Below are 22,786 nucleotides of genomic sequence, written 5' to 3'. Positions count from 1 at the left end.
CGAGTAACCTATCCGAATTCGTAGCTACACCTATAGTTTTTAGAACACTGCCTCTGGCTTGTCGACAGCCGTATAGGAATATCGCTAGTGCCAGAAGCCAACTCACAGGAATAAGTCCGGCATTTGCCGGTGAGAGATTCATGACTGACACAACCTCTGCGACCTCGCCCCGTGCGCCCAGCAATCCGCTATCCACCTGGTTCGCGACCTGCCCGCGCGGCATCGAAACGCTGCTGGCCGACGAGCTGACTGCCTTGGGTGCCGAGGTAACTGGTACTACTGTCGCTGGTGTGCATTTCAATGGCAGTCAGGAAATGGCCTACCGCACCATCCTGTGGTCACGCCTGGCCAACCGCATCATTCGCCTGCTGACTCGTGTGGGTGGCGTGGATACTGGCGAGCAGCTGCGCAAGGCGAGTTCGGGTGTCGATTGGGCGATGGAATTACCTGATCGTGCCTCTATCGCCGTCGATTTCCACGGAACGTGGAAAGATATCCGACACACTTTCTTTGGCGCTCAGACCGTCAAGGACGGCATTGTCGAGGCAATGTTCGAAGAAGGGCGAAACAAGCCTATCGTTGATGGCAAGGGCGCTGATCTGCGTATCTATGCGCATCTGCACAACGGTTACATCACGCTGGGGATCGATCTTGTCGGACGTAGCCTGCACCAGCGTGGCTATCGTCCGGACATTGCTCATGCACCGCTCAAGGAAAACCTGGCCGCGGCCCTGTTGATGCGTGCTGACTGGCCAGCACGCGCGGCACGTGGTGAAAGCCTGGTCGACCCGATGTGTGGTTCCGGTACGCTGTTGATCGAAGCGGCACTGATGGCGGCAGATATCGCACCTCAAGCGCTGTGCGAGCAGTTTGCCTGCCGTCACTGGGGTCGCCACGACGAGCGTATCTGGACGGCGCTACGTGAAGAGATGGAGCAGCGCGCCATTGCGGGTCGTCGTCAGGTGACAGCGCGCCTCTTCGGTCGTGATTACAGCCCGCAGGCGATTTCGGCGGCACGTGCCAACGCCATGCGTGCCGGCATTCCGGCATTGATCGAATTTGAAGGTGCTTCCGTCGCGGAGCTGACCTGCCCGCCGGAAGCTACCACTGGCCTGGTGATCACCAACCCGCCCTATGGCGAGCGTCTGGGGGAATTGCCGGCACTGGTGCCGCTCTATGCAAGCCTGGGTGAGCGCATGAAGCGCCACTTCGGTGGCTGGACGCTGGCGATGTTCACCGGCAACCCGGATTTGGGTCACCGTCTCGGGCTGCGTGCTCACCGCCAATACGCCTTCCGCAATGGTCAGCTCGAATGCAAGCTGCTCATGATTGACGTGACAATGCGTGAGCGCGCGGCTGATGAAGACAGCGTGGCCGAAGATGCTCGCAGTCAGCCTGCGCTGAGTGAAGGCGGTCAGATGTTTGCCAATCGCCTGAAGAAGAATCAGAAGGCATTGGCTCGCTGGCTCAAGCAAAGCAATACCACCTGCTATCGTCTCTACGATGCCGACATGCCGGAATATGCGCTGGCCATCGATATCTATGGCCGTCACGTCCATGTGCAGGAATACACGCCGCCCAAGTCCGTGGATGCCAGTCAGGCCCAGCGTCGTTTGATGGATGCCCTGGCAGCGATACCCGGTGTGCTGGGGTGTTCGCCGAATGATATTCATATCAAGCAGCGGACTCGCCAGGCCGGCAAGGCGCAGTACACGCGTCAGGATACCTCTGGCCAGCGCATCGAGATGCAAGAGGGTGATGCCAAGCTGTGGGTGAATCTCAAGGATTATCTGGATACTGGCCTGTTCCTCGACCACCGTCCGGTCCGCAAGCTATTGGCACGCGAGGCTGAGGGCAAGCGTTTCCTCAATCTATTCTGCTATACCGCGACAGCCAGTGTGCATGCCGCACTGGGTGGGGCGAGCGAAAGCATCAGTGTCGACATGTCCAATACCTATCTGGACTGGGGGCGCGAGAACTTCAAGCTCAACGGCATCAACGAGAAGCGTCATCAGCTCGTACGGGGTGACTGCCTCAAGTGGCTGGAGCGCTCCCGCGAGCAGTTCGATTTGATCTTCATGGACCCGCCGACGTTCTCCAACTCCAAGAAAATGGAGGGGACATTGGACATTCAGCGCGACCATGCGCGGTTGATTGACTTGGCGGTAGCGAGCCTGGCACCGGGCGGTACACTGATTTTCTCCAATAACCATCGTCGTTTCGTATTGGATGACAGTGTGAGCGAACACCTGGTGGTGGAAAATCTGTCACGTAAGCTGCTGGATCCTGACTTCAAACGTCGTCCGGATATCCATCACGTTTATCGCATTCGTCGTGCTAGTGATGTGAAGGGCTGATTGCATGAGCGCGCCTGTGTCGCTACAGCTGTTTACCACGGCAGGTTGCCATCTGTGCGCGCAACTCGAGGCAACGCTTGCGCAGTTAGGCGCGCAAGTGGTGCTGGAGAGGGTCGAGGTTGCGGATGAGGCAGTGTGGGTGGCGCGTTATGCCCTCCGTATTCCGGTACTGAAGACGTCGGCAGGCGAAGAGTATTCGTTTGCTGACACTCCTCAAATGTTGCCGGAGTGGCTAACGATGCAGGGTGTCGAGCTGGTCGTGACAGAAGTAGTCTCATCGTTGGAACACGATGCTGAGGCTCCCGAGTCGGTGGTCATGCGCAATGGACGCCGCTTTCTCAACTGAGCTTGCTGTCTTGGCTGAGTTGGTTATCTTGACCGAGGCCTGTTTCTCACATGAGAAACAGGCTGTAGCCAAAAAGACCGCCTGTGCATGGCTGCATGGGCGGTCTTTTTGTCTGTGGCATTTGATATGTCGTGCTCGTCAGAATATGTCTACTGAGCGATCTAGCCTTCCAGCAGCGACATCTGATGCATGGCATCCTCAGCTTCAGGGCTGTCGGCGGTGGCTTCCAGCACCTTGGTAAAGCCGCGTGACGCCTGGATATGCGCCAGATCAGTGACCCATGTCATGGCCTGCTCATAGTTTTCGGCGAGATCATGTTTCAGCCCGCCGAACTGGGTGCCAATCTGGCCCCATGAGCGACTGACGATCCAGTCGCCGAACATGTCCTGATGCACATGGACCAGAACGTAATCGTGATGGCTTTCCCAGCGGATGATCACGCGTGACTCCCAGAGTGAGACAGTGATGGCCTGGCGGTTGTCACAAGCTTGTGACGTCCACGGCGTGCGCCTAAGATGGCACGACGATGGGCAGGAAATCATACCATTGTAATCTTCGCGAGCCTTGCGACAAGGTATGACGTGATAAAAGCTGATACGTCGGCGCACCATGCTCGTAGTACAACTCCATTGCCACAGGAAGGAATAGGCAACAGATGCACATCATTGTGGATGATAACGTCCCCTTGGCAGATGAATTCTTCTCCGAGCTAGGTGAAGTGACTCGTCTGCCGACCAGTGAGATCAACAATGCTGTCCTCAAGGACGCTGATATGTTGATCTGCCGCTCTACTCTGCGAGTGGATGAGGCGTTGCTGGCCGGTACTCGTGTGCGCCTCGTCGGTTCGCCAATCATTGGTACCGACCACGTTGATCTCGATTGGCTTGAGTCTGCGGGAATTCATTTCACCAATGCGCCAGGCTGCAACGCCGACTCGGTGGTGGACTACGTGCTGTCATCACTGTGGCATCTGGCCGAGCAGGAGGGGCTGGATCTGCAGCTCAATCGTCGCTTTGGCGTAATCGGGGCAGGGCAGGTCGGTTCGCGTCTGATCAAGCGTCTGGAGTCTCTGGGCGCTGAAGTGCTGGTCTGTGACCCGCCGCGTGCGGCCGCAGAAGGGGCCACGTACGAGATACGCGAGACGCCGCGCTTCGTGGATATCGATCATTTGATCGCGGAGTGTGACGTCATCTGCGTGCATACGCCGATGGTCACGACGGGTGAGCATCCGACCCATCATCTCGTGAATGCCGAACGCATTCGTGCGATGAAGCCCGGCAGCGTGCTGCTCAGCGCCGGCCGTGGCGGCTGTGTCGATACTGACGCGCTCAAGCAGCGTCTGCTGGAGCATGACGACCTGTTGACGGTATTGGATGTGTGGGAAAATGAACCGGACATCGATGCCGAGCTGGCAGCGCTGGTGGATATCGCGACACCGCATATTGCCGGGCATAGCCTGGATGGCAAGATGCAGGGCACCGAGATCATCTATCAGCAGGCCTGTCGCTACTTCGGCTTGCCTGCACGTCGCAAGCTGGGGCAGCTCAAGCCGGATCCCTGGCTGCGCAAGCTGGTGCTGACGGGATGGGCACCGCCCGAAGAGGCACTTGGTCTTTGCGTACGTGCCTGCTACGACGTGCGCCGTGATGCACTCGGTCTGCGACGTTATCAGCGCCGCTTCGGCAATGCCGAAGGGTTCGTGCGCTATCGCCGTGAATACCCGCTGCGCCGTGAGTTCTCCACGTTGCGCGTCGAGCTCAAGAAGAACGCGCGCGAGCTGCGCGAAGTGCTCGAAGGCTTCGGTTTCTCCCGCGTGAAGCTGGTGACCAAATGATGACGTGACGCTCACGTGCATCAGAATCGCGTGACGATGTCACGCTACAACGCCCCTGTCGGTCATGCCGGCAGGGGCGTTCAGGTTGATGACGACTCAAGTGGCGCAGCGCCATCTCTGGCGGGACGCGTGAATCGATAAGTCACCCGACGGAGACGTTTCGGTTTGCGACCTTGGTCGATATAATGCCCCGCTAAAATGCGGTAGCAACATACGCTGGTAGCAAGGCAGGGCCTGACATTGGCTCATTCAGGTTCGCCGGTTCCCCGCCCATCATGCCTCTCCCCGCGCCCGTGCTCACGGTGCGTGACGGCATGCCTTTTTCCTGAAGATGGTTATCTGCATGCAACAACACTCCGACAAGTCCGCAGAGGCCGGTGGACCCCGTCCGCCCACCCTGCTGGATGCCCTGATTCCTATCGTGCTGGTGATCGCCATGCTGGTGCTGGCGGTCGTGCTGTTTGGCGCTGATGCCTCCTGGGGGCCGAATCAGATCGCCTTGCTGTCCGGGGCCATGATTGCTGGGCTGATCGGTCTCAAGAATGGTTATCGCTGGAATGACATCGAGGATGGGATCAACAAGGGTATCCAGATATCGCTGGGCGCCGTGCTGATTCTGCTTGCGGTAGGGGCGATGATCGGTACCTGGATTCTCGGGGGCACCGTGCCGGCGATGATCTATTACGGTCTCGATGTGATCGCGCCGCAATATTTCTATGCCTCCGCCTGCCTGCTCTGCGCACTGGTGGCGTTGTCGGTCGGCAGTTCCTGGACGGTCGCCGGGACCATCGGTATCGGCTTGATCGGCATCGCTGATGGGCTTGGGCTTTCCGAAGCGATCACCGCAGGCGCCGTCATTTCCGGGGCCTATTTCGGTGACAAGCTCTCGCCGCTGTCCGATACCACCAACCTGGCGCCAGCCGCTGCCGGTACCACGCTGTTTGCGCATATCAAACACATGTTGTGGACGACCGTTCCCAGTCTCGTACTGGCACTGGCGGGCTTCCTGTGGCTGGGACATGACACCGCCACCAGCCTGCAGACGCCAGAGCAGGTCGCGAACCTGCGTGCCCAGCTGGGCGAACAGTTCAACATCGGGCTGCACCTGTTGATTCCGCTGCTGGTCTTGCTGGTGATGGCCGTGCGCCAGATGCCGGCCTTCCCGACGATCTTCCTGGGGGCCGTGCTGGGCGGCGTCTTCGCTGTCATCTTCCAGCCGCAGGCCGTGGCTGGATTGGCCGATGCCACGGACATGTCCACGGCTCTGGTGCTGCTCAAAGGCGTATGGATGTCGATGTTTGACGGCTATGTCTCTCACAGTGGTGATGCAGTGATCGACTCGCTGCTCTCCAAGGGTGGCATGAGCAGCATGCTCAATACCGTATGGCTGATTCTGTCCGCGATGACCTTCGGTGGCGTGATCGAGCGTCTTGGCCTGCTGGAGCGACTGGTACAGAGTCTGCTGGGCGCCACGCGCAATGCCGGTTCCCTGATCATCACCACACTGTGCACTTGCCTCGCCTCCAATGTGGTCACGGGGGATCAGTACATTTCCGTGATCCTGCCCGGGCGGATGTATCGCGCCGAGTTCCGTCGTCGTGGCCTGGCACCGGTGAATCTGTCGCGTGCCCTCGAGGATTCCGGCACCATCACCTCGCCGCTGATCCCCTGGAACAGCTGCGGTGCCTACATGGCGGCAACGCTTGGTGTGGCGACGCTCAGCTATCTGCCCTTTGCGCTATTCAACCTGATCAACCTCGCATTGGCCGTCATCTACGCCATGGTAGGTTTCAAGCTGGAGCGGCTCGAGGAGGACGAGGGAGAGATGGAGCCGACACCACAGTCGGAGTCGTGGGTGCTGGATGCCTCGCATGAGGGCGGCGATATTCGTTGAAATACTAAAGGCGATTGCCTTTGGCATGCCCTACAAGAAAGCCCGCCACGTGATGAACGTGGCGGGCTTTCTTGTCTGCGATCGGGTGCATCACCTGTCAGTCAGCACCCTGATGTTCCGTCAGGCGCATCAGGAACTCGCGATAACGCTCCAGCTCTGCCACCTCGATGAACTCATTGGCCTTGTGCGCTTGCGCGATCGAGCCCGGTCCGCAGACGACAGTCGAGAATCCACGATCCTGGAACCATCCCGCCTCCGAGCAGAATCCGACACCGCACTGTTCGTGCTGCCCTGTCAGGGCGAACGCCAATGCCTCTGCCTTGCCGCCAGGCTCCAGCATGAGTGCAGGCACCGAGGCATAGTCTTCCAGTGTCTCGATGAGGCAATCCGATGACTGTGTCTGCATCTCGCGCGCCAGTTGATCGGTAAAGCCATCGACCCGCTCGCGCACCGATTCTGGCGTGTCGCTGGGCAGGTTGCGCAGCTCCCAGTGCAGCCGAGCATCCTTGGCGATGATGTTGGGCGCATTGCCACCCTGGATGGCGCTGACGTGCAGGGTCGAGTAGGGCGGCTCGAACAGCTCACCGTGTGAAGCATGAGTGCGAAGATCGTTCGCCGTGCGTTCGAGTTCGGAGATGATGCGCGCGGCGTAGAAGGTGGCCGAGACACCAAGATCTGGTCGGCTTGAGTGAGCCGGTACGCCTGTCACTTCCGTACGCCAGGAATGCACGCCCTTGTGTGCCGAGACCACGCGGCCTTGCGTCGGCTCTCCGATGATGACGGCAGTGACCTCTGGCAGGGTGGCGCGCATGTGATCGATCAGTGGCAGGCAGCCCATGCAGGTACTTTCTTCATCGTAGGAGAACGCAAGATGGATCGGTCGCTTGAGAGGCGATGCGAGGAAATGCGGCACCATCGCCAGGCACAGACCGATGAAGCCCTTCATGTCCACCGAGCCGCGACCGTACAGGCGATCGTCGTGCAGCGTTGCCTGATACGGGTCCTGGGCCCACGACTGTCCCGTGACGGGCACGGTGTCGGTGTGGCCGGAGAGCACTACACCCCCGGCGACGGACGGCCCTATCGTCGCCAGAAGTGAGGCCTTGTCACCCTTGGTATTCAAGAGCACGGTTGCCTGGATGCCATGCTCTGCCAGCAGGTCTCGCACGAAGTGGATTAACGCCAGATTGGAGCGGTCCGACGTGGTATCGAAGGCGATGAGGCGACTGAGGATATCGAGGGTGCGTTGCATGTCAGGCCTCATGAAGCGTGGCGTTTCTCGAGGGAGCGAAAGCCGAGGGTGATCAGTCCCGCGATGACCAGATAGATCAAGGCCATCAGCAGCAGCGGTTCGTAGACGATATAGGTTTCCTGGCGGATGCGCCCGAAGACGGCATAGGTATCGACGGCGGATATGGTCGCGACCAACGGCGTCGCCTTGAGCTGGATGATCAGCTCACCATTCAGCGTTGGCAAGACCCGCTGCACGGCTCTGGGGAGCCAGATGCGTCTGAGAATGCTGAAAGGCGACATGCCCAGCGAGCGTGCTGCCTCAAGTTCGCCGCGAGGTACACCGGCAAAGGCACCGCGCATGATTTCACCTTCATAGCCCGCAAACGAGAGGGTCAATGCACAGAAAGCGTAGATCCAGGGATCTGCCAGTACCGGCCACAACCAGCTGCCGCGCAAGCCGGGAATATACGGAAAGAGAGATCCCAGTCCGTAATACAGTATCCACAGCTGCAACAGTAGAGGGGTGCCGCGAATCAGGTTGCAGAAGCTTCGTGCCAGCCAGGCCAGAGGGCGTGGCCCTCTGGCCTGTATCAGCCCGAGGGGCACCGCCAGCAAGAATCCTGCCACACTGGTGGAGACCAGCAACACCAGCGTCAGCAATATGCCTTTCACGATCTCGCCCCGATACTGGGCAATCCACTCCCAATGCATCTGGGTGCCGATCGCGACGAGTATGGCGGCGATAATCGCGACCAGCACGATACGGTGAAGGGGTAATCTGCTGTCAGCCATGATGGATCCCCTTGCTCATTCGACGTTCCAGCCCTTTGAACAGCAGATTCGAGACCAGCGATACGATCAGATACAGCACGCCCGCCGCGCCCAGGAAGAGTAGGTAATGGCGGGTGGAACCGGCCGCCTGACGCGAGGCCAGCGTCAGTTCCGTGAAACCCACGACCGCCAGCAATGCCGTGTCCTTGGTCGCGATCAACCAGAGATTGGAAAGGCCCAGCAGGGCGCCTGGCAGCAACAGTGGCAAGGTGATGCGTCGCATGATGGCGAATGGCGCCATGCCATGCCATGCGCCAGTGCGGCTTCATGCATCCCCTTGGGGATGGCAGTGATGGCGCCGCGAATGACCTCGGTGGCATAGGCGCCCTGTACCAGGGCGATGACGGCCACGCCGGCGACGAAGGGGCTGATCTCGAGAGGACCTGCACCCACGACCGTCGCAAGTTGATTCAGGGCTTCGGGCGCGGCGAAATAGACCAGCAGGATGAGTACCAGCTCTGGGACTGCACGAATGACCGTCGTATAGCCCGTGAGAAGATCTCGGGTGATGGGGCCCCCCGAGATCTTGCCCGCCGCACCTGCGATGCCGATCATCAGGCCAATGAGGTAGCCGCTTGCCGCCACCTGCAGCGATAGCACCAGGCCATCCAGCAGAGCGCCTCCCCACCCCGGCGGCGTCAGCGACAGCAGCTCGCCGATGCTCATGTTGCGATAGTCAGCCATGCAATTTCCTCACGCGATATGACAAGGGCGAGACAGTCGAGACATGTGTCGCAGCGCTTCAATCCCCATAGATGTTGAAGTCGAAGTACTGCTTGCTGATCTCGTCATAACGACCGCTGGCACGAATCTCGGCAATGCCGGCATTCAGGCGTTCCAGCAGTTTGCTGTCACCCTTGCGCACGCCGAATCCGACGCCGGAGCCCAGAATGCTCTCGTCGTGAGCGACATTGCCTTTCATGTCGCAGCACAGCTCGCCATCTTCCGTCGCGAGGTAATTGTCCAGGGCGAGGATGTCGGCCAGCGTGGCATCGATGCGTCCGGCAAACAGGTCCTGATTGGCCTCATCCTGAGTCTGGTATTCACGCACTCGCGTGTCGGGAAAATGTCGCTTGGCGTAGGTCTGATGGATGGAGGCTGACTGTACGCCCAGTGTCTTGCCGGCCAGCCCTTCTGGCGTCGGGATGATGTCATCGCCCTTGGCACCCATTACGGCAGCGCTGGTCTGATAGTACTTATCCGAGAAGTCGATGACCTTGCGGCGCTGCTCGGTAATGGACAGTGAGGCGGCGATCGCATCGATCTTGCGCGTGGTCAGCGCGGGAATCAGGCCATCCCAGGAGGAGGTGACGACCTCACACTCAAGCTTTGCCGCATCACAGACGGCATTGGCGATATCGACTTCCCAGCCTGTCACGCTGCCATCGGACTGAAGAGTGGCGAACGGTGGGTAGGGCTCACTGGCGAAGCCGATACGGACGACATCCGCCTGGGCAGTGGTGCAAAGGGTCAGAGCAACGGCGCCCAGAGAAGCGATAACGGGAGTGGACAGGGATTTCATTGTTGGTTTTCTCCTGATTCAGGTTACCGAGCCGATGAACTGCTTGAGGCGCTCGGAAGAGGGGGTACGGAATATCTGATCGGGGGTGCCCTGGGCCTCGATGCTGCCCTGGTTGAGGAAGATGACCTTGTTCGCGACATCCGCGGCGAACTTCATCTCATGCGTGACGATGATCATGGTGCGGCCTTCCGCTGCCAGACCGCGCATGACCTCGAGGACTTCCCCGACAAGTTCAGGGTCAAGCGCTGACGTCGGTTCATCGAAGAGCAGCACATCCGGTGACATGGCCAGGGCTCTGGCGATGGCGCCGCGTTGCTGCTGGCCGCCGGAGAGCGTGGTGGGCCTGGCGTTGCGATGGGCATGCAGCCCGACGCGTTCCAGTAGCTGGTGAGCATGCTCTCGGGCTTCGGCGCGCGACTGTCCAAGTACCTGCATCGGCGCTTCCATGAGGTTCTCTTCGAGGCTCATGTGTGGCCAGAGATTGAAGTTCTGGAACACCATCGCCAGACGCGCTCTCAGCAGACGCAGCTGCCGGCGGTTGGCGGGCTCAAGTTGCTGGCCGCGTCTTCGCAGTGCTACGTCTTCGCCCAGCAGACGCAATGTCCCGTCATTGGGTGTCTCCAGCAGGTTGATGCAACGCAGCAGGGTGGACTTTCCCGAGCCACTGCTGCCGATCAACGAGATCACGTCACCACGTTGAGCGGTGAGGTCGATGCCCTTGAGGACTTCATGGCCATCGAAGGATTTCCAGAGGCCGCGGATGTCGATGACAGGGTCGTCATTCGTCTTGCGTATCGGGCTGACAGGGAGATGAGGCACACGCGAGTCCTCTGATGGATCTTGTTGTTATGCATTCACACAATGACTATGCAGTTGCATAAAGTCATGTATCTGTACCAGACTATGCATCCGTATAAAAATTATGCATCTGTATAACTTGCGAGTCAATTGCGACTGCCAGACCATCCAGCGAGGGTTTCTCCATGTCGATCACCACTTCTCTTTCCCGATTCGGGTGCCACTCCATGGCCGCGCCAATGACGCGTGTCCTGATGCGTCGGCCCGGCGACAGCCTGCGCAATGCTGACCCGGTGGTCTGGCACTACAACCATTACTTCAACGCCGAGAAAGCCATCAGCCAGTACCAGGTATTGGTCGAGATGGTGGAGGAGAGTGGTGCTGAGATCGTCTGGATCGAGGACACCAATGATGGGCTGTCAGACGCCATGTTCACCCGCGATGCCTCAGTGGTGACCCGTGCCGGCGCCGTGCTGTTCCAGATGGGCAAGCCCCTGCGCAGGGACGAGCCCAGCCGTCATGGCCAGGTGTACGAGCAGGCGGGCATTCCGGTCATCGGTCGACTGGAAGGCGATGCGGCCATCGAGGGCGGCGATACGCTGTGGCTGGACGAGAACACCCTGGTCGTCGGCATGGGCTTCCGTTCCAATCGGGAAGGCGTACGTCAGCTCAACGCGCTGCTCAATCCACACGGTATCGAGGTGCTGGGCTTTGACTTGCCCGTCTGGGAGGGCGAAGCAGCCTGTCTGCACCTGATGTCAGTGATCTCGCCGCTGGCGGATGACACCTACCTGGTGCATCCCAAGTTGATTCCTGCTGCGCTCTGGACCTTGATGAAAGCACGTGGCATCCGCTTCGTGGTCGCCCCGGAAGAGGAATTCCACCAGTCGCTGGGCCTGAGCCTCAACGTCATGCCGCTGTCACCCAACGATTGCGTGATGATCGATGGCTTCCCCCAGACACGTGCCGTGATGGAAGCGGCTGGCGTGCGTGTACGGACATTTGAAGGTGACGCCCTGTGCATGGCGTGCGAAGGTGGCCCTACCTGTCTGACCAACCCGATTCTGCGCGAGGGGTAATTCACGATCCATGGCTAGCCGTCGAGACAACAACGCCCGAGAGGATGACCTGATCGAAGCGACCCTGACCTGCATTGCCAGCGAAGGGATTTCACGTACGACGGTGCGACGTGTCGCGGAATATGCCGGTGTGTCCAATGGGTTGATCCGCTTCTATTTCGAAGGCAAGGACAACATGCTCTATGCGGCCTATCGTCGCTTCCTGGAGCGGTTGCTGTCCGATGCCTCCGATACGATAGAAGGGCGCGATCTGGCACCGCATGAGAGACTGGAGGCATTTCTCAAGGCCAACCTGTCACCGCCGATCGTGACGCCGCAGACGCTGTTGCTGTGGGCCAACTTTCTGCCATTGACCTACGGCGATCCGCGCATGGCCGAGATTCGTCGCGAGGCCTATCGCGAAACGACCGGACTGTTTCGGCGCCTGGTGGAAGATGTGCTGCTGGCGGAAGGGCGTGAGGAGGATGAGACGAGGTTGCAGCATCTGACCATCGCGCTCAACGGGCTCGTTGATGGTCTCTGGATCGAGGGCGCCCTGCGTGGTGACACGCTGGATGTGGGCGAGTTGCAGCAGATAGGTCTTGAGGCCGCCGTGAGCCTATTGGGGCTGTCGGGGTGGAAAGGTTCATCCTGAGAAGCCTTGTGCGCAACAGGGTCACCTGACAAGAAAGCCCGCCACGTGATGAACGTGGCGGGCTTTTTCATTTCTGATGGTGAGATGTCAGGTCTGGATGAGGCACAAGGCTTATTTGTCAGCCGCTGCCTTGAGCGCTGCAATGCGGTCATCCAGCGGCGGATGACTCGCGAACAGTTTCTCCATCAGCTTGCGGCTCTGGCCTGTGGTGATGGCGAGTGCGGTCATGCTGTCCGGCATCTGGTCGGGCAGGCCGTGCTCCTGCTTGAGCCGCGCGAGAGCATTGATCATCGCGCCACTGCCCGCCAGACGTGCTCCTGCCGCATCGGCACGGTATTCGCGCCAGCGCGAGAACCAGGCCACGATCATCGAGGCGAGCAGACCCAGCACCAACTCCAGTACGAACACCACGCCCATGTAGCCGAACATCCCCAGGCCACCGTTATTATTGCCGCGTTTCAAGAAGGCATCGATGGCGTGTGCCGCAATGCGCGCGAAGAACATCACAAAGGTGTTCACCACGCCCTGAATCAGCGTCAAGGTCACCATGTCTCCATTGGCGACGTGGCCGATTTCATGCGCCAGTACCGCGCGGACTTCTTCCGGGCGCATGCCATTGAGCAGACCGGCGGAGACAGCGACCAGTGCGTCGTTGCGATTCCAGCCGGTCGCGAAGGCATTGGACTGCTGGGCCGGGAAGATACCGACTTCCGGCATCTTGATGCCGGCATCGCGCGCTAGCTCTTCCACGGTGTTAACCAGCCAGCGCTCGGTGTCATTGTGCGGCTGCTCGATGATTACGGTCCCTGTCGAGGACTTGGCCATCCTCTTGGAGAGGAAGAGGGATATCACCGACCCCGCCATGCCGATGATGAAGCAGAAGATCAGCAGTGCGGTGTAGTTGATGCCATTGGCTTCCATATAACCATCGAAGCCCAGCAGGCGTAAGGTGATGCTGGCCAGCAGCACTACCGCCAGGTTGGTGATCAGGAAGAGGGCAATCCGCATCATGGGGTCAGGTCTCCAATGCCAAAGGTTCGGTAAGGCGCAATTATCTGGCCACCAGGCTGACAGCGATATGAATCACAGCCAGCTTGATAGCCAGGAAAGCGTATATCGAACAGTACGCCAATCGCTACTCGTGAGTACAAGAGGGGGGTGGCGTTCAGACAGTGCGTGAATGAGGGTCAGGCCTTGCGGCGCCGGGCAAGGAAGCGCGCCAGACGATCAATCGCCTCTTCCAGCTGGTCGGCGTAGGGCAGGGTGACGATGCGCAGGTGATCAGGTGTCGGCCAATTGAAGGCGGTACCCTGTACCAGCAGCATCTTCTCTTCCAGCAGCAGTTCCAGCACCAGTTGCTGGTCATCCTCGAAGGGATACATCTCAGGATCGAGGCGCGGGAACATGTAAAGCGCACCCTTGGGCTTCACGCAGCTGACGCCCGGGATCTCGTTGAGCTTCTTCCAGGCGACATCGCGTTGAGCCAGCAGGCGTCCGCCTGGCAGCACCAGATCATTGATGGACTGATAACCGCCAAGGGCTGTCTGAATGGCGTGCTGTGCCGGAACGTTGGCACACAGGCGCATGCTGGCCAGCATGTCGAGGCCAGAGATGAAGTCAGCGGCCGGACGCTTGTCGCCTGAAAGAATCATCCAGCCAGAACGGAAGCCCGCACAGCGATAGCTCTTGGAGAGGCCATTCATGGTCACGATCAACAAGTCATCGGCGAGTGCGCCGGTAGACACGTGTTCGACGTCGTCATAGAGAATCTTGTCGTAGATCTCATCAGAGAACACGACTAGCCCATGCTCACGAGCGACCTGCAATATATCCTTTACTACCGAGGGCGGATAGACCGCACCAGTCGGGTTGTTCGGATTGATCAGCACGATGCCCTTGGTGTGGGCCGTCACCTTGGCGCGGATATCCTCGATCGACGGTGCCCAGTCCTGCGCTTCATCACACAGATAATGCACTGCGCGGCCACCAGCCAGATTGGCCGCAGCGGTCCATAAAGGATAATCCGGTGCAGGGACCAGTAGTTCATCGCCATCGTCGAGCAATGCCTGCATCGCCAGGACAATCAGCTCCGATACCCCATTGCCGATGTAGATATCTTCGATCCCAACGCCTTGAATGTCCTTGCGCTGACATTCCTGCATGATCGCCTTGCGCGCCGAGTAGAGCCCTTTGGAGTCACAGTAGCCTTGCGCAGTGGGCAGGTTACGCATCACATCCTGGAGAATTTCTTCCGGCGCCTCGAAGCCAAACGGTGCGGGATTACCGATGTTGAGCTTGAGAATGCGATGGCCTTCATCTTCGAGACGCTTGGCGTGCTCAAGGACAGGGCCACGAATGTCGTAACAGACATTATCCAGTTTGTGTGACTTGCGAATTTCGCGGGGCTTTTTTTGCTCGGTATCCATGATGCTTTCCGTAGATCTCCGTCACAGAAGGTGTGGGGGCGAGCATCCAGCATATCGCGGCGGCTGCCCGCTGCGCCACGGTAAAGCGGCAATAGCGTGGTTAAATTTGTGGTTTGAATTATCCAGGCAGAAAAAAATCCTGCCAGAGGGTATCTGGCAGGATTTTTCGCTAGCATAAGAGGGGCGGCAAAAGGTTAGGTACTTGTTTCGCCACTGTTCTTGCCATTGTTTTCAGACTCACCTGTGCTCTCAAGCTCGCCACTGGCTTCTGGCACCGGCTCCGCTGGTATGTCCGCGGGGGTTTCAAGGGTCATACGGCCCAGTTTTCCGTCGCGTAGTTCGTGCAGCAGTACCTCGGCTCCGCGATGCAGATCAAGACTTCCTCCCGCACGGAGCCCACCGCGCTTGCTGGCAATCTCTTCCAGAATGGCTACGCCGTTGAAGCCCGATAGCGCCATCAGGTCCAATCTACGTGGGCCATCGCTCTCGACGCGCTCAGCATCCGGATTGGCGCTGTAGGTCGGTAGCGATTTGAGCTTGTAGCGCGCGGTCAGCTCGGCCGGATAACGCTTGGCGAGCTCTGCGGCCACGATCACCGCCACATCGGTGTAATCGATGGCAGTATCGCGAATGGCACCGCTACCGGCGAGACGATAGGCGCTGGCCTGATCTTCTATCTTCGGCCACATCACCCCAGGGGTGTCGATCAGCGCAATACCGCCGTCGATGCGGATCTTCTGCTGACGCTTGGTGACGGCGGGTTCGTTGCCGGTCTTGGCGATCTTGCGCCCGGCAAGGCCATTGATCAGTGTCGATTTACCGACGTTGGGTATACCCATCACCATCACGCGTGCATCGCGATCGACACGGATATGCCCGGCCATCTCGCGACATAGTTTGGGAATCTGCTTGAGATCTCGGGCATCCAGTGTCGTGATTGCCAGCGCGCGAGTATTGGGCTGGGCATCAAAGTACTCGACCCATTCGCGGGTACGTATCGGGTCTGCAAGATCTGCACGCGATAGTAGCTTGAGAACCGGCTTGTGACGGGTCAGCTCAGCCAGCACCGGATTGGTGCTGGAGTAGGGGAGACGGGCATCGAGCACCTCGATCACCACGTCGATCTCCGGCAGGGCGTCCTTTATCTGACGGCGTGCCTTGTGCATGTGCCCCGGATACCAGCCCAGCATGTCGCTTCTCTCCTGCCGTCATGGGAAATGACGGCTGTCCTGTAACCTCTGTCCTGCACCTCTCCCTGATTGAGGGATGAGGTGCAGAGACGCGTATGGCGACGCATTCTACCAGAGGCCGTCAACGCATGGGTTGAGCGATATCTGTCTGCGCTCCGTCGCCAGCGCTTCAGTCGCGAACGGGTTTGAAGCGTAGCGAGACTGAGTTGATGCAGTAGCGCTGACCAGTATCGGTCGGGCCATCCGGGAAGACATGACCCAGATGGGACTCGCAGCGGCGGCAGCGCACTTCGACGCGACGCATGCCCATGCTGGTATCGAAGTGCTCCTCGATGGCGGCATCCTGATAGGGGCGATCAAAGCTCGGCCAGCCACAGCCGGAATCAAACTTGGTGTCGTTGTCGAATAATATCGCGTCACACGCAATGCAGTGATAGGTGCCGGCTGTCGGGCTGACTTCGTGATCGCCGGTGAAGGGGCGCTCGGTGCCCGCTTCCCGTGCGACGCGATACTGTTCAGGCGTCAGGCGGGCGCGCCATTCATCTTCGCTACGAATCAGCTTGTCTTGTGTTTGATCAGCGTTAGTCGGTTGAGTCTGGGAGTCGTGCTCGCTCATGGAGGATCCTTCTGGAAAGGCCTATTTCGGGTCTGACCATCATGTACCGGACTTCCGTGTTGGGAGGATGGGACCGAAATGGAAATGGGTGGATGTCGTCGTAGCTGACAACATATGTCTTAAGAATGCGGGCGCAAGGGCGTGACCACAAGCCATGTATCCAATATGGGAAAAATCCAGTCGAAGCAGGGGGTTGACGAAAGGGGAGGCGCTTTGTAATATACGCGCCACCTCGACGAGGCAATAACGTTACGTCCCATTCGTCTAGTGGTCTAGGACACCGCCCTTTCACGGCGGTAACAGGGGTTCGAACCCCCTATGGGACGCCACTTTTTTTGCAGCGTAGAGACCGGAGTGCGGGAATAGCTCAGTGGTAGAGCACAACCTTGCCAAGGTTGGGGTCGCGAGTTCGAATCTCGTTTCCCGCTCCAAAGGAAAAGGCAATGCGACAAGGTCGTGAGCTGAACGTCAGCCCGGTCAAATCTCGTTTCCCGCTCCAGTACGTCCCATTCGTCTAGTGGTCTAGGACACCGCCCTTTCACGGCGGTAACAGGGGTTCGAACCCCCTATGGGACGCCATTTTCGGTCTTGTGTGGTCGCATGATCTGCTAGTGTTGCGGGAATAGCTCAGTGGTAGAGCACAACCTTGCCAAGGTTGGGGTCGCGAGTTCGAATCTCGTTTCCCGCTCCAAAGGAAAAGGCAATGCGATAAGGTCGCGAGCTGAACGTCAGCCCGGTCAAATCTCGTTTCTCGCTCCAGTACGTCCCATTCGTCTAGTGGTCTAGGACACCGCCCTTTCACGGCGGTAACAGGGGTTCGAACCCCCTATGGGACGCCATGCAGGGCATGATGGTGTGGCAAGCCAGCAATGGAATTACTGTCAAGAACTTCGGTTCAAGACATTCGGTGCGGGAATAGCTCAGTGGTAGAGCACAACCTTGCCAAGGTTGGGGTCGCGAGTTCGAATCTCGTTTCCCGCTCCAATACGTCCCATTCGTCTAGTGGTCTAGGACACCGCCCTTTCACGGCGGTAACAGGGGTTCGAACCCCCTATGGGACGCCATTTCATTGCATAGCGCAGTACTCGACAGGCGGGAATAGCTCAGTGGTAGAGCACAACCTTGCCAAGGTTGGGGTCGCGAGTTCGAATCTCGTTTCCCGCTCCAGTCGAGTCCAGGGTCAACGGAGTCGCGAGCTGAACGTCAGCCCGGTCGAATCTCGTTTCCCGCTCCAGTCGAATATGAAGTGAAGATTGACATCGCAGTACGCCATCGCCTGACAGACACATGCTCATAGTGTCATCGTCATCGGCGATTTTTTTGTGTCTGAGTTTCCTTGATACCTCGCTGTTCTTGCTTCTTCCCGCTGCTTTCTGATCTTTCTTGCATTGCGATACCTGTCGCCTCGGATCTCCTGTGTCGTTGTTTCTCTCATTGCACCAATGCCATGCCCACAACAGGCCTGATGCCGGTGTGTTGGATGCGTTACCATGCATCTCTCATTCTGCGTGCCTTTTCTATCGCCTTGGTAGCTGGCGGGCACGCTTCTTTCTGGCTGTCTTTTCATGGCAGCGCACATTGATAAAATAGGTGTCTGATGTCACGACCTGCCTTGTCCATCCGTGGCCTGACCAAGGTTTATGACAACGGTTTTGAAGCGCTCAAGGGAATTGATCTCGATGTTCCCGAGGGTGACTTCTTCGCGTTGCTCGGCCCTAACGGCGCCGGAAAGTCCACAACACTTGGTGTGGTGTGTTCGCTGGTGCAAAAAACGGCGGGCAAGGTCGAGGTCTTCGGGATTGATATCGACAAGGACTTCTCAAAGGCCAAGTATCACCTCGGCGTGGTTCCGCAGGAGTTCAACTTCAATCAGTTCGAGAAGGTCCAGGATATCGTGATGACCCAAGCGGGTTATTACGGCATGCCAATGAAAGAAGCGCGGCCACGGGCCGAGCGCCTGCTCAAGGATCTCGGGTTGTGGGACAAACGCGATACGGCGTCTCGTACGCTCTCGGGTGGCATGAAGCGTCGTTTGATGATCGCTCGCGCGTTGATCCACAAGCCACGCCTGCTGATTCTCGATGAGCCGACCGCAGGCGTCGATATCGAGTTGCGTCGTTCGATGTGGGACTTCATGCGCCGCATCAACAAGGAAGAGGGCACTACCATCATCCTCACCACGCATTATCTGGAAGAGGCCGAGAGTCTGTGTCGCAATATCGCCATCATCAATCATGGTGAAATTGTGCATAACACCAGTATGCGCAAGCTACTCAAGCAGCTGGATATTGAAACGTTCCTGCTCGATACGCGTGAGCCGCTCCTGGTGGCGCCGGTCATTGAAGGTTTTGAGGTCTCGCTCAGCGAGTCGACTCAGTTGTCGCTGTCCGTACGCAAAGGACAGTCGATCAATGACGCCTTTGCTGCCCTCAGTGCTGCCGGTATTACGGTTGTCTCGATGCGTAACCGCGCCAATCGCCTGGAAGAGTTGTTCGTCAATCTGGTCGAGCGCTCCAACGCTGAAAGCGGTATTGCCTCTAACGTCGCCAAGGAGATCGCGCAGTGAATCCCCGTCAGTTATGGGTGGCGCTAACCACCATCGTCGTCAAGGAAATCCGTCGCTTCACACGTATCTGGCCGCAAACCCTGTTGCCGCCGTCCATCACCATGACGCTGTACTTCGTCATTTTCGGTAACTTGATTGGTTCGCGAATTGGCACCATGGACGGCATCAAGTACATGGATTACATCGTGCCGGGGTTGATCATGATGTCGGTGATCACCAACTCGTATTCCAATGTTGCCTCGTCATTCTTCTCCAACAAGTTTCAGCGCAGCATTGAGGAGTTGATGGTGTCGCCGTTGCCGTCGTGGATCATTCTTCTCGGCTATATCATTGGGGGGGCGGCGCGTGGCCTTGGTGTGGGTATCATCGTGACAGCGGTAGCTTTCCTGTTCACCGATCTCGATATCCATCACCCGATATTGACCATCGGAGTGGTCGTGCTGACAGCGTTGCTGTTCTCGATCGGTGGCTTCATCAATGGGCTGTTTGCGCGCAAGTTTGATGATATCTCCATCGTCCCGACCTTCATTCTGACACCATTGACCTATCTGGGTGGGGTGTTCTACTCCATCAACATGTTGCCGGAGTTCTGGCAGAACGTGTCGTTGGCGAACCCCATCCTCTATATGGTCAATACCTTCCGTTACGGCATTCTGGGGGTGTCTGACATCAACGTAGGACCAGCGCTGGCGGCCATTGCCGTTTTCATCATTGGCATGTTCACCTTCGCGCTATGGCTGCTGGAACGTGGCAAGGGTATCCGTAGCTGAAGATGAAAAGTCGCAGAAGATGCTAAGATGCGCGTCATCGCGCCAGTGCACGAAACGCCGGCTCATTGCCGGCGTTTCGCTGTCTGTGCCACAGGTTTCAAGTGTCATCATCCTGTTTCCGCCTTTTATTTCTGGAGTGCTGTCATGGCTCATCCCACTGCCGTCAATGTGCCTGATGAGGCGCGTCCCGAAACTCTCAAGGATGCGCCGCTCGGCCGTGAGTCTGCTTATCCTGAGCAATATGATGCCAGTCTGCTGTTTCCGATCGCGCGCGCTGCCAATCGTGGGCCAATCGGGATCAGTGACGCTGAGCTGCCGTTCGTCGGTGATGACGAGTGGCATGCCTTTGAAGTTTCCTGGCTGGATGAGGCGGGCAAGCCGTGGGTGCGTATTGCGCGTTTCCGCTTGCCGGCAGCGTCACCCAACCTGATTGAATCCAAGTCATGGAAGCTCTATCTCAATAGCCTCAATCAGACGTGTTTCAAGGAACAGGCCGACGTTCAGGCGGTGCTGGAGCGGGATCTCGCTTGCGCTGCCGGTGCGCCGGTCGAGGTGCGTCTGATGGGGCTGGATGATGCTGAGCTTGAGGTGAAGCGCCTGCCGGGTGAGTGTCTCGATGAGTTGGCAGTCACTGTCGATCATTACACGCCATCTCCCGAATTGCTCATGGCGGATGAGAGCGACATCGTCAGTGAAGACCTGCACAGCCATCTGCTCAAGTCGAACTGCCCGGTTACCGGTCAGCCGGACTGGGGCAGCGTGTGGATCCGCTACCGCGGCCCGCGCATTGATCGCGCGCGCCTGTTGGCTTACCTGATCAGCTATCGCCAGCATCAGGACTTCCATGAACACTGTGTCGAGCATCTGTTCGTTGATCTGATGGCGCGCGTGAAGCCGGAGTCGCTGTTGGTCATGGCCCGTTATATGAGGCGTGGTGGCCTGGATATCAGCCCGTGGCGCGCAACGGCTGATCTTGAAGGCGAGGCGCGTGCCAGTCTGCCGCTGCGCTTGTCGCGTCAGTAACACGCTGCATGATAGTGTGAGAATAATTCTTATCTGATGTGTGCGACAGGAGAGACGATGGACGCGCTGACGCTACTGCACGAACGCAATTCGATGGGCAAGTTGATGGCGCCGGCACCGAATGCCGAGCAGATGGAAGCGCTTTATCAGGCGGCGCTGCGCGCACCTGACCACGCAGTACTGACGCCGTGGCGCTTCATCGAGTTCACCGGAGCTGGGCTTGAGCGTCTTGGTGAGCTGTTCGCTGAAGCAGAGCGCAACAAGTCGCCTGCCGGTGATGAGGCCGCGCAGGCTGCTGCTCGCAAGAAGCCACTGCGTGCGCCGATGGTGGTCGCCGTGATCGCCAGGGTCACGCCGGATCATCCCAAGGTGCCGAGGGTTGAGCAGGTCGTCAGTGCTGGGTGTGCCGCACATGCCATACTCTTTGCCGTTCAGGCATTGGGGCTGGGCGGCATGTGGCGCACCGGCGGCTATGCCTTCGATGCCACCGTGCATGCAGGCCTTGGAATGGGTGAGCACGATGAGCTGGTCGGATTCCTCTATCTCGGTACCCCGGGCGGTCGTCTCAAGCCATTGGCTGCACGCGACAGCGCTGATTTCGTCGAACGTTGGCAGTAATGAGTCGTCAGCCGGGAGAGGCGTTTCCTCCGCTTGCACTCCCCTGTGGTTCTGATGGACAGCAGGGCAGTGTGCAGATGCCTGTCGCGGAAGACCTCGACCAGTTTCGTGATTGGCTGTCGCGTGCGATCCCGCTGGCCGGGCAACTGGGTCTCACGGGGATACGCTGGTCTGATCCATTGCACTCGCAGGGACGGCTCGACTGGCAGTTGGCGCTGGCCCCTAACCTCAATGACAAGGGCACGGCCTTCGGGGGTGCCATGAGTCTCGAAGCGACGCTGTGTGGTTGGAGTTGGCTGACACTGTGGCTGCGTGCCCGGGGTATCCAGCGCGATATCGTCGTCTCGCGCGCCAGTCAGCAGTTTCTATCCCCCGTCAATGCAGCGTACCGCATGAGCTGCGCGCCACTTGATGAGCAGGCGCTTGTCGGAGTCAGCGAACGGCTTCTGGTGGGGCGGCGGGCGCGCCTGACATTGGTCCAGCAACTGTGGTGTCAGACTGAAGCATCATCCTCGCCGGTAGTGTGCTTTGAGGCGCAAGGCGACTACGTGGTGCTGGCACCGGCAGGGTGAATGGGCGTGGTAGTAAGTGAGGTGGATTGACGCTATCTATATGAAAGATTTTGGAAAAGTATTGCAATGCCTCCCGTGGATCGATAATATACGCCGCGTTCTCAAGGGAAACACGGCACAGCTGAGTCGCCCGTGAGAATACTGATCTGGAGGAGTGTCCGAGTGGTCGAAGGAGCACGCCTGGAAAGTGTGTAAGTCGCAAGGCTTCGAGGGTTCGAATCCCTCCTCCTCCACCAGATTCAGAAAAGCCCGCATCCCAAGATGCGGGCTTTTCGCGTTATGCACGATCTCAAGCCGCGATTTGATAGGCCGATAGCCCGCCTGAGACCAGTCCATGATTGGCAGGTCACTGAAGGGTGCCATAGATGAAGGCAGCGTAAGACCTTGGTAGCTGCTATCATGCCGCCTTTCTGTACCCTTGATCGTGGCTCAACTGCCATGAATCACCGAGGAGTGCAGGCCTATCCCCTCGGAGGA

The 22,786-nt window shown here is 58.6% G+C and carries 22 protein-coding genes and 9 tRNA genes; 20 read left to right on the top strand and 11 right to left on the bottom strand.

Annotated features, from left to right (window positions below):
- The first annotated feature begins 140 nt into the window (after nucleotides 1–140).
- Both rlmKL and GQR90_RS14150 read left to right on the top strand, forming a co-directional pair.
- Nucleotides 141–2,357, top strand: coding sequence for a bifunctional 23S rRNA (guanine(2069)-N(7))-methyltransferase RlmK/23S rRNA (guanine(2445)-N(2))-methyltransferase RlmL (gene rlmKL, locus GQR90_RS14155; RefSeq protein WP_158774667.1), 2,217 nt, complete (start codon nucleotides 141–143; stop codon nucleotides 2,355–2,357).
- A gap of 4 nt (nucleotides 2,358–2,361) precedes the next feature.
- Nucleotides 2,362–2,703: a glutaredoxin family protein gene (locus tag GQR90_RS14150; protein WP_158774666.1), complete on the top strand. Its 342-nt coding sequence runs from the start codon at nucleotides 2,362–2,364 to the stop codon at nucleotides 2,701–2,703.
- Nucleotides 2,704–2,864: 161 nt separating this feature from the next.
- On the opposite strand, the gene GQR90_RS14145 is transcribed toward GQR90_RS14150, so the two are convergent.
- Complete coding sequence (locus GQR90_RS14145; RefSeq protein WP_158774665.1) at nucleotides 2,865–3,143, bottom strand: WGR domain-containing protein; 279 nt, start codon at nucleotides 3,141–3,143, stop codon at nucleotides 2,865–2,867.
- A gap of 215 nt (nucleotides 3,144–3,358) precedes the next feature.
- On the opposite strand from GQR90_RS14145, the gene pdxB reads away from it, so the two are divergent.
- Both pdxB and nhaC read left to right on the top strand, forming a co-directional pair.
- Nucleotides 3,359–4,537, top strand: coding sequence for a 4-phosphoerythronate dehydrogenase PdxB (gene pdxB, locus GQR90_RS14140; protein ID WP_158774664.1), 1,179 nt, complete (start codon nucleotides 3,359–3,361; stop codon nucleotides 4,535–4,537).
- A 343-nt stretch (nucleotides 4,538–4,880) separates the two neighbouring features.
- Nucleotides 4,881–6,431, top strand: a complete 1,551-nt coding sequence (gene nhaC / locus GQR90_RS14135) for a Na+/H+ antiporter NhaC (RefSeq protein ID WP_158774663.1) — start codon at nucleotides 4,881–4,883, stop codon at nucleotides 6,429–6,431.
- A 97-nt stretch (nucleotides 6,432–6,528) separates the two neighbouring features.
- On the opposite strand, the gene argE is transcribed toward nhaC, so the two are convergent.
- The 6 genes from argE to GQR90_RS14110 are packed head-to-tail and all read right to left on the bottom strand — an operon-like array spanning nucleotide 6,529 to nucleotide 10,836.
- Entirely contained in the window at nucleotides 6,529–7,683 is a 1,155-nt protein-coding gene (gene argE / locus GQR90_RS14130; RefSeq protein ID WP_199269435.1) for an acetylornithine deacetylase, read from the bottom strand.
- Between the two features lie 8 nt (nucleotides 7,684–7,691).
- Entirely contained in the window at nucleotides 7,692–8,456 is a 765-nt protein-coding gene (locus GQR90_RS14125) for an ABC transporter permease (protein ID WP_158774661.1), read from the bottom strand.
- Nucleotides 8,449–8,718, bottom strand: coding sequence for an ABC transporter permease subunit (locus GQR90_RS17765; protein ID WP_267902035.1), 270 nt, complete (start codon nucleotides 8,716–8,718; stop codon nucleotides 8,449–8,451). The genes GQR90_RS14125 and GQR90_RS17765 overlap by 8 nt, the downstream gene beginning before the upstream one ends.
- Entirely contained in the window at nucleotides 8,652–9,179 is a 528-nt protein-coding gene (locus GQR90_RS14120; RefSeq protein WP_267902034.1) for an ABC transporter permease subunit, read from the bottom strand. The genes GQR90_RS17765 and GQR90_RS14120 overlap by 67 nt, the downstream gene beginning before the upstream one ends.
- A 58-nt stretch (nucleotides 9,180–9,237) precedes the next feature.
- A complete protein-coding gene (locus GQR90_RS14115) occupies nucleotides 9,238–10,017 on the bottom strand; it encodes a transporter substrate-binding domain-containing protein (RefSeq protein WP_158774660.1) in 780 nt (259 codons plus the stop codon).
- Nucleotides 10,018–10,035: 18 nt separating this feature from the next.
- Nucleotides 10,036–10,836 (bottom strand): amino acid ABC transporter ATP-binding protein, encoded by an 801-nt coding sequence (locus GQR90_RS14110; RefSeq protein ID WP_325064275.1) that lies wholly within the window; start codon nucleotides 10,834–10,836, stop codon nucleotides 10,036–10,038.
- A gap of 164 nt (nucleotides 10,837–11,000) precedes the next feature.
- Here GQR90_RS14110 and GQR90_RS14105 point away from each other — a divergent pair, with 164 nt between their 5' ends.
- Both GQR90_RS14105 and GQR90_RS14100 read left to right on the top strand, forming a co-directional pair.
- On the top strand, nucleotides 11,001–11,894 hold the full coding sequence (locus tag GQR90_RS14105) for a dimethylarginine dimethylaminohydrolase family protein (protein WP_158774659.1): 894 nt from the start codon (nucleotides 11,001–11,003) through the stop codon (nucleotides 11,892–11,894).
- Between the two features lie 10 nt (nucleotides 11,895–11,904).
- Nucleotides 11,905–12,528: a TetR/AcrR family transcriptional regulator gene (locus GQR90_RS14100; RefSeq protein WP_158774658.1), complete on the top strand. Its 624-nt coding sequence runs from the start codon at nucleotides 11,905–11,907 to the stop codon at nucleotides 12,526–12,528.
- 111 nt (nucleotides 12,529–12,639) lie between these two features.
- Here GQR90_RS14100 and htpX read toward each other — a convergent pair whose 3' ends face one another.
- The 4 genes from htpX to msrB form a co-directional block, all read right to left on the bottom strand.
- Entirely contained in the window at nucleotides 12,640–13,539 is a 900-nt protein-coding gene (gene htpX / locus GQR90_RS14095) for a protease HtpX (RefSeq protein ID WP_158774657.1), read from the bottom strand.
- A gap of 176 nt (nucleotides 13,540–13,715) precedes the next feature.
- Nucleotides 13,716–14,954: a pyridoxal phosphate-dependent aminotransferase gene (locus GQR90_RS14090; protein WP_158774656.1), complete on the bottom strand. Its 1,239-nt coding sequence runs from the start codon at nucleotides 14,952–14,954 to the stop codon at nucleotides 13,716–13,718.
- Between the two features lie 194 nt (nucleotides 14,955–15,148).
- Nucleotides 15,149–16,144: a ribosome biogenesis GTPase YlqF gene (ylqF, locus tag GQR90_RS14085; RefSeq protein WP_158774655.1), complete on the bottom strand. Its 996-nt coding sequence runs from the start codon at nucleotides 16,142–16,144 to the stop codon at nucleotides 15,149–15,151.
- Nucleotides 16,145–16,313: 169 nt separating this feature from the next.
- A complete protein-coding gene (gene msrB / locus GQR90_RS14080) occupies nucleotides 16,314–16,760 on the bottom strand; it encodes a peptide-methionine (R)-S-oxide reductase MsrB (protein ID WP_158774654.1) in 447 nt (148 codons plus the stop codon).
- A 253-nt stretch (nucleotides 16,761–17,013) separates the two neighbouring features.
- Here msrB and GQR90_RS14075 point away from each other — a divergent pair.
- The 14 genes from GQR90_RS14075 to GQR90_RS14010 all read left to right on the top strand — a co-directional run bounded on the left by GQR90_RS14075 (nucleotide 17,014) and on the right by GQR90_RS14010 (nucleotide 22,545).
- Nucleotides 17,014–17,089 (top strand) — tRNA-Glu (locus GQR90_RS14075).
- 27 nt (nucleotides 17,090–17,116) lie between these two features.
- Nucleotides 17,117–17,191 (top strand) — tRNA-Gly (locus GQR90_RS14070).
- A 72-nt stretch (nucleotides 17,192–17,263) separates the two neighbouring features.
- A tRNA-Glu gene (locus tag GQR90_RS14065) sits at nucleotides 17,264–17,339 on the top strand.
- A gap of 37 nt (nucleotides 17,340–17,376) precedes the next feature.
- Nucleotides 17,377–17,451, top strand: a tRNA-Gly gene (locus GQR90_RS14060).
- Nucleotides 17,452–17,523: 72 nt separating this feature from the next.
- Nucleotides 17,524–17,599 (top strand) — tRNA-Glu (locus GQR90_RS14055).
- A 70-nt stretch (nucleotides 17,600–17,669) separates the two neighbouring features.
- A tRNA-Gly gene (locus tag GQR90_RS14050) sits at nucleotides 17,670–17,744 on the top strand.
- Nucleotides 17,745–17,748: 4 nt separating this feature from the next.
- Nucleotides 17,749–17,824, top strand: a tRNA-Glu gene (locus tag GQR90_RS14045).
- A gap of 28 nt (nucleotides 17,825–17,852) precedes the next feature.
- Nucleotides 17,853–17,927, top strand: a tRNA-Gly gene (locus GQR90_RS14040).
- Nucleotides 17,928–18,357: 430 nt separating this feature from the next.
- Complete coding sequence (locus tag GQR90_RS14035) at nucleotides 18,358–19,326, top strand: ABC transporter ATP-binding protein (protein ID WP_158774653.1); 969 nt, start codon at nucleotides 18,358–18,360, stop codon at nucleotides 19,324–19,326.
- Nucleotides 19,323–20,096 (top strand): ABC transporter permease, encoded by a 774-nt coding sequence (locus tag GQR90_RS14030; RefSeq protein WP_158774652.1) that lies wholly within the window; start codon nucleotides 19,323–19,325, stop codon nucleotides 20,094–20,096. Before GQR90_RS14035 ends, GQR90_RS14030 begins: the two co-directional genes overlap by 4 nt.
- A gap of 144 nt (nucleotides 20,097–20,240) precedes the next feature.
- Nucleotides 20,241–21,119, top strand: a complete 879-nt coding sequence (gene queF / locus GQR90_RS14025) for an NADPH-dependent 7-cyano-7-deazaguanine reductase QueF (protein WP_158774651.1) — start codon at nucleotides 20,241–20,243, stop codon at nucleotides 21,117–21,119.
- A 57-nt stretch (nucleotides 21,120–21,176) separates the two neighbouring features.
- The gene (locus tag GQR90_RS14020) at nucleotides 21,177–21,737 is read left to right on the top strand and encodes a nitroreductase family protein (protein WP_158774650.1); all 561 of its coding nucleotides are present in this window, start codon (nucleotides 21,177–21,179) and stop codon (nucleotides 21,735–21,737) included.
- Nucleotides 21,737–22,309, top strand: a complete 573-nt coding sequence (locus GQR90_RS14015; protein WP_233266323.1) for a YiiD C-terminal domain-containing protein — start codon at nucleotides 21,737–21,739, stop codon at nucleotides 22,307–22,309. Before GQR90_RS14020 ends, GQR90_RS14015 begins: the two co-directional genes overlap by 1 nt.
- Nucleotides 22,310–22,457: 148 nt before the next feature.
- Nucleotides 22,458–22,545 (top strand) — tRNA-Ser (locus GQR90_RS14010).
- Nucleotides 22,546–22,786: the final 241 nt, after the last annotated feature.

It is taken from the genome of Cobetia sp. L2A1, from assembly GCF_009796845.1.
GTDB lineage: Bacteria > Pseudomonadota > Gammaproteobacteria > Pseudomonadales > Halomonadaceae > Cobetia.
The sequence above is the reverse complement of the archived record's forward strand: the minus strand, read 5'-3'. Positions and strand labels throughout refer to the sequence as shown.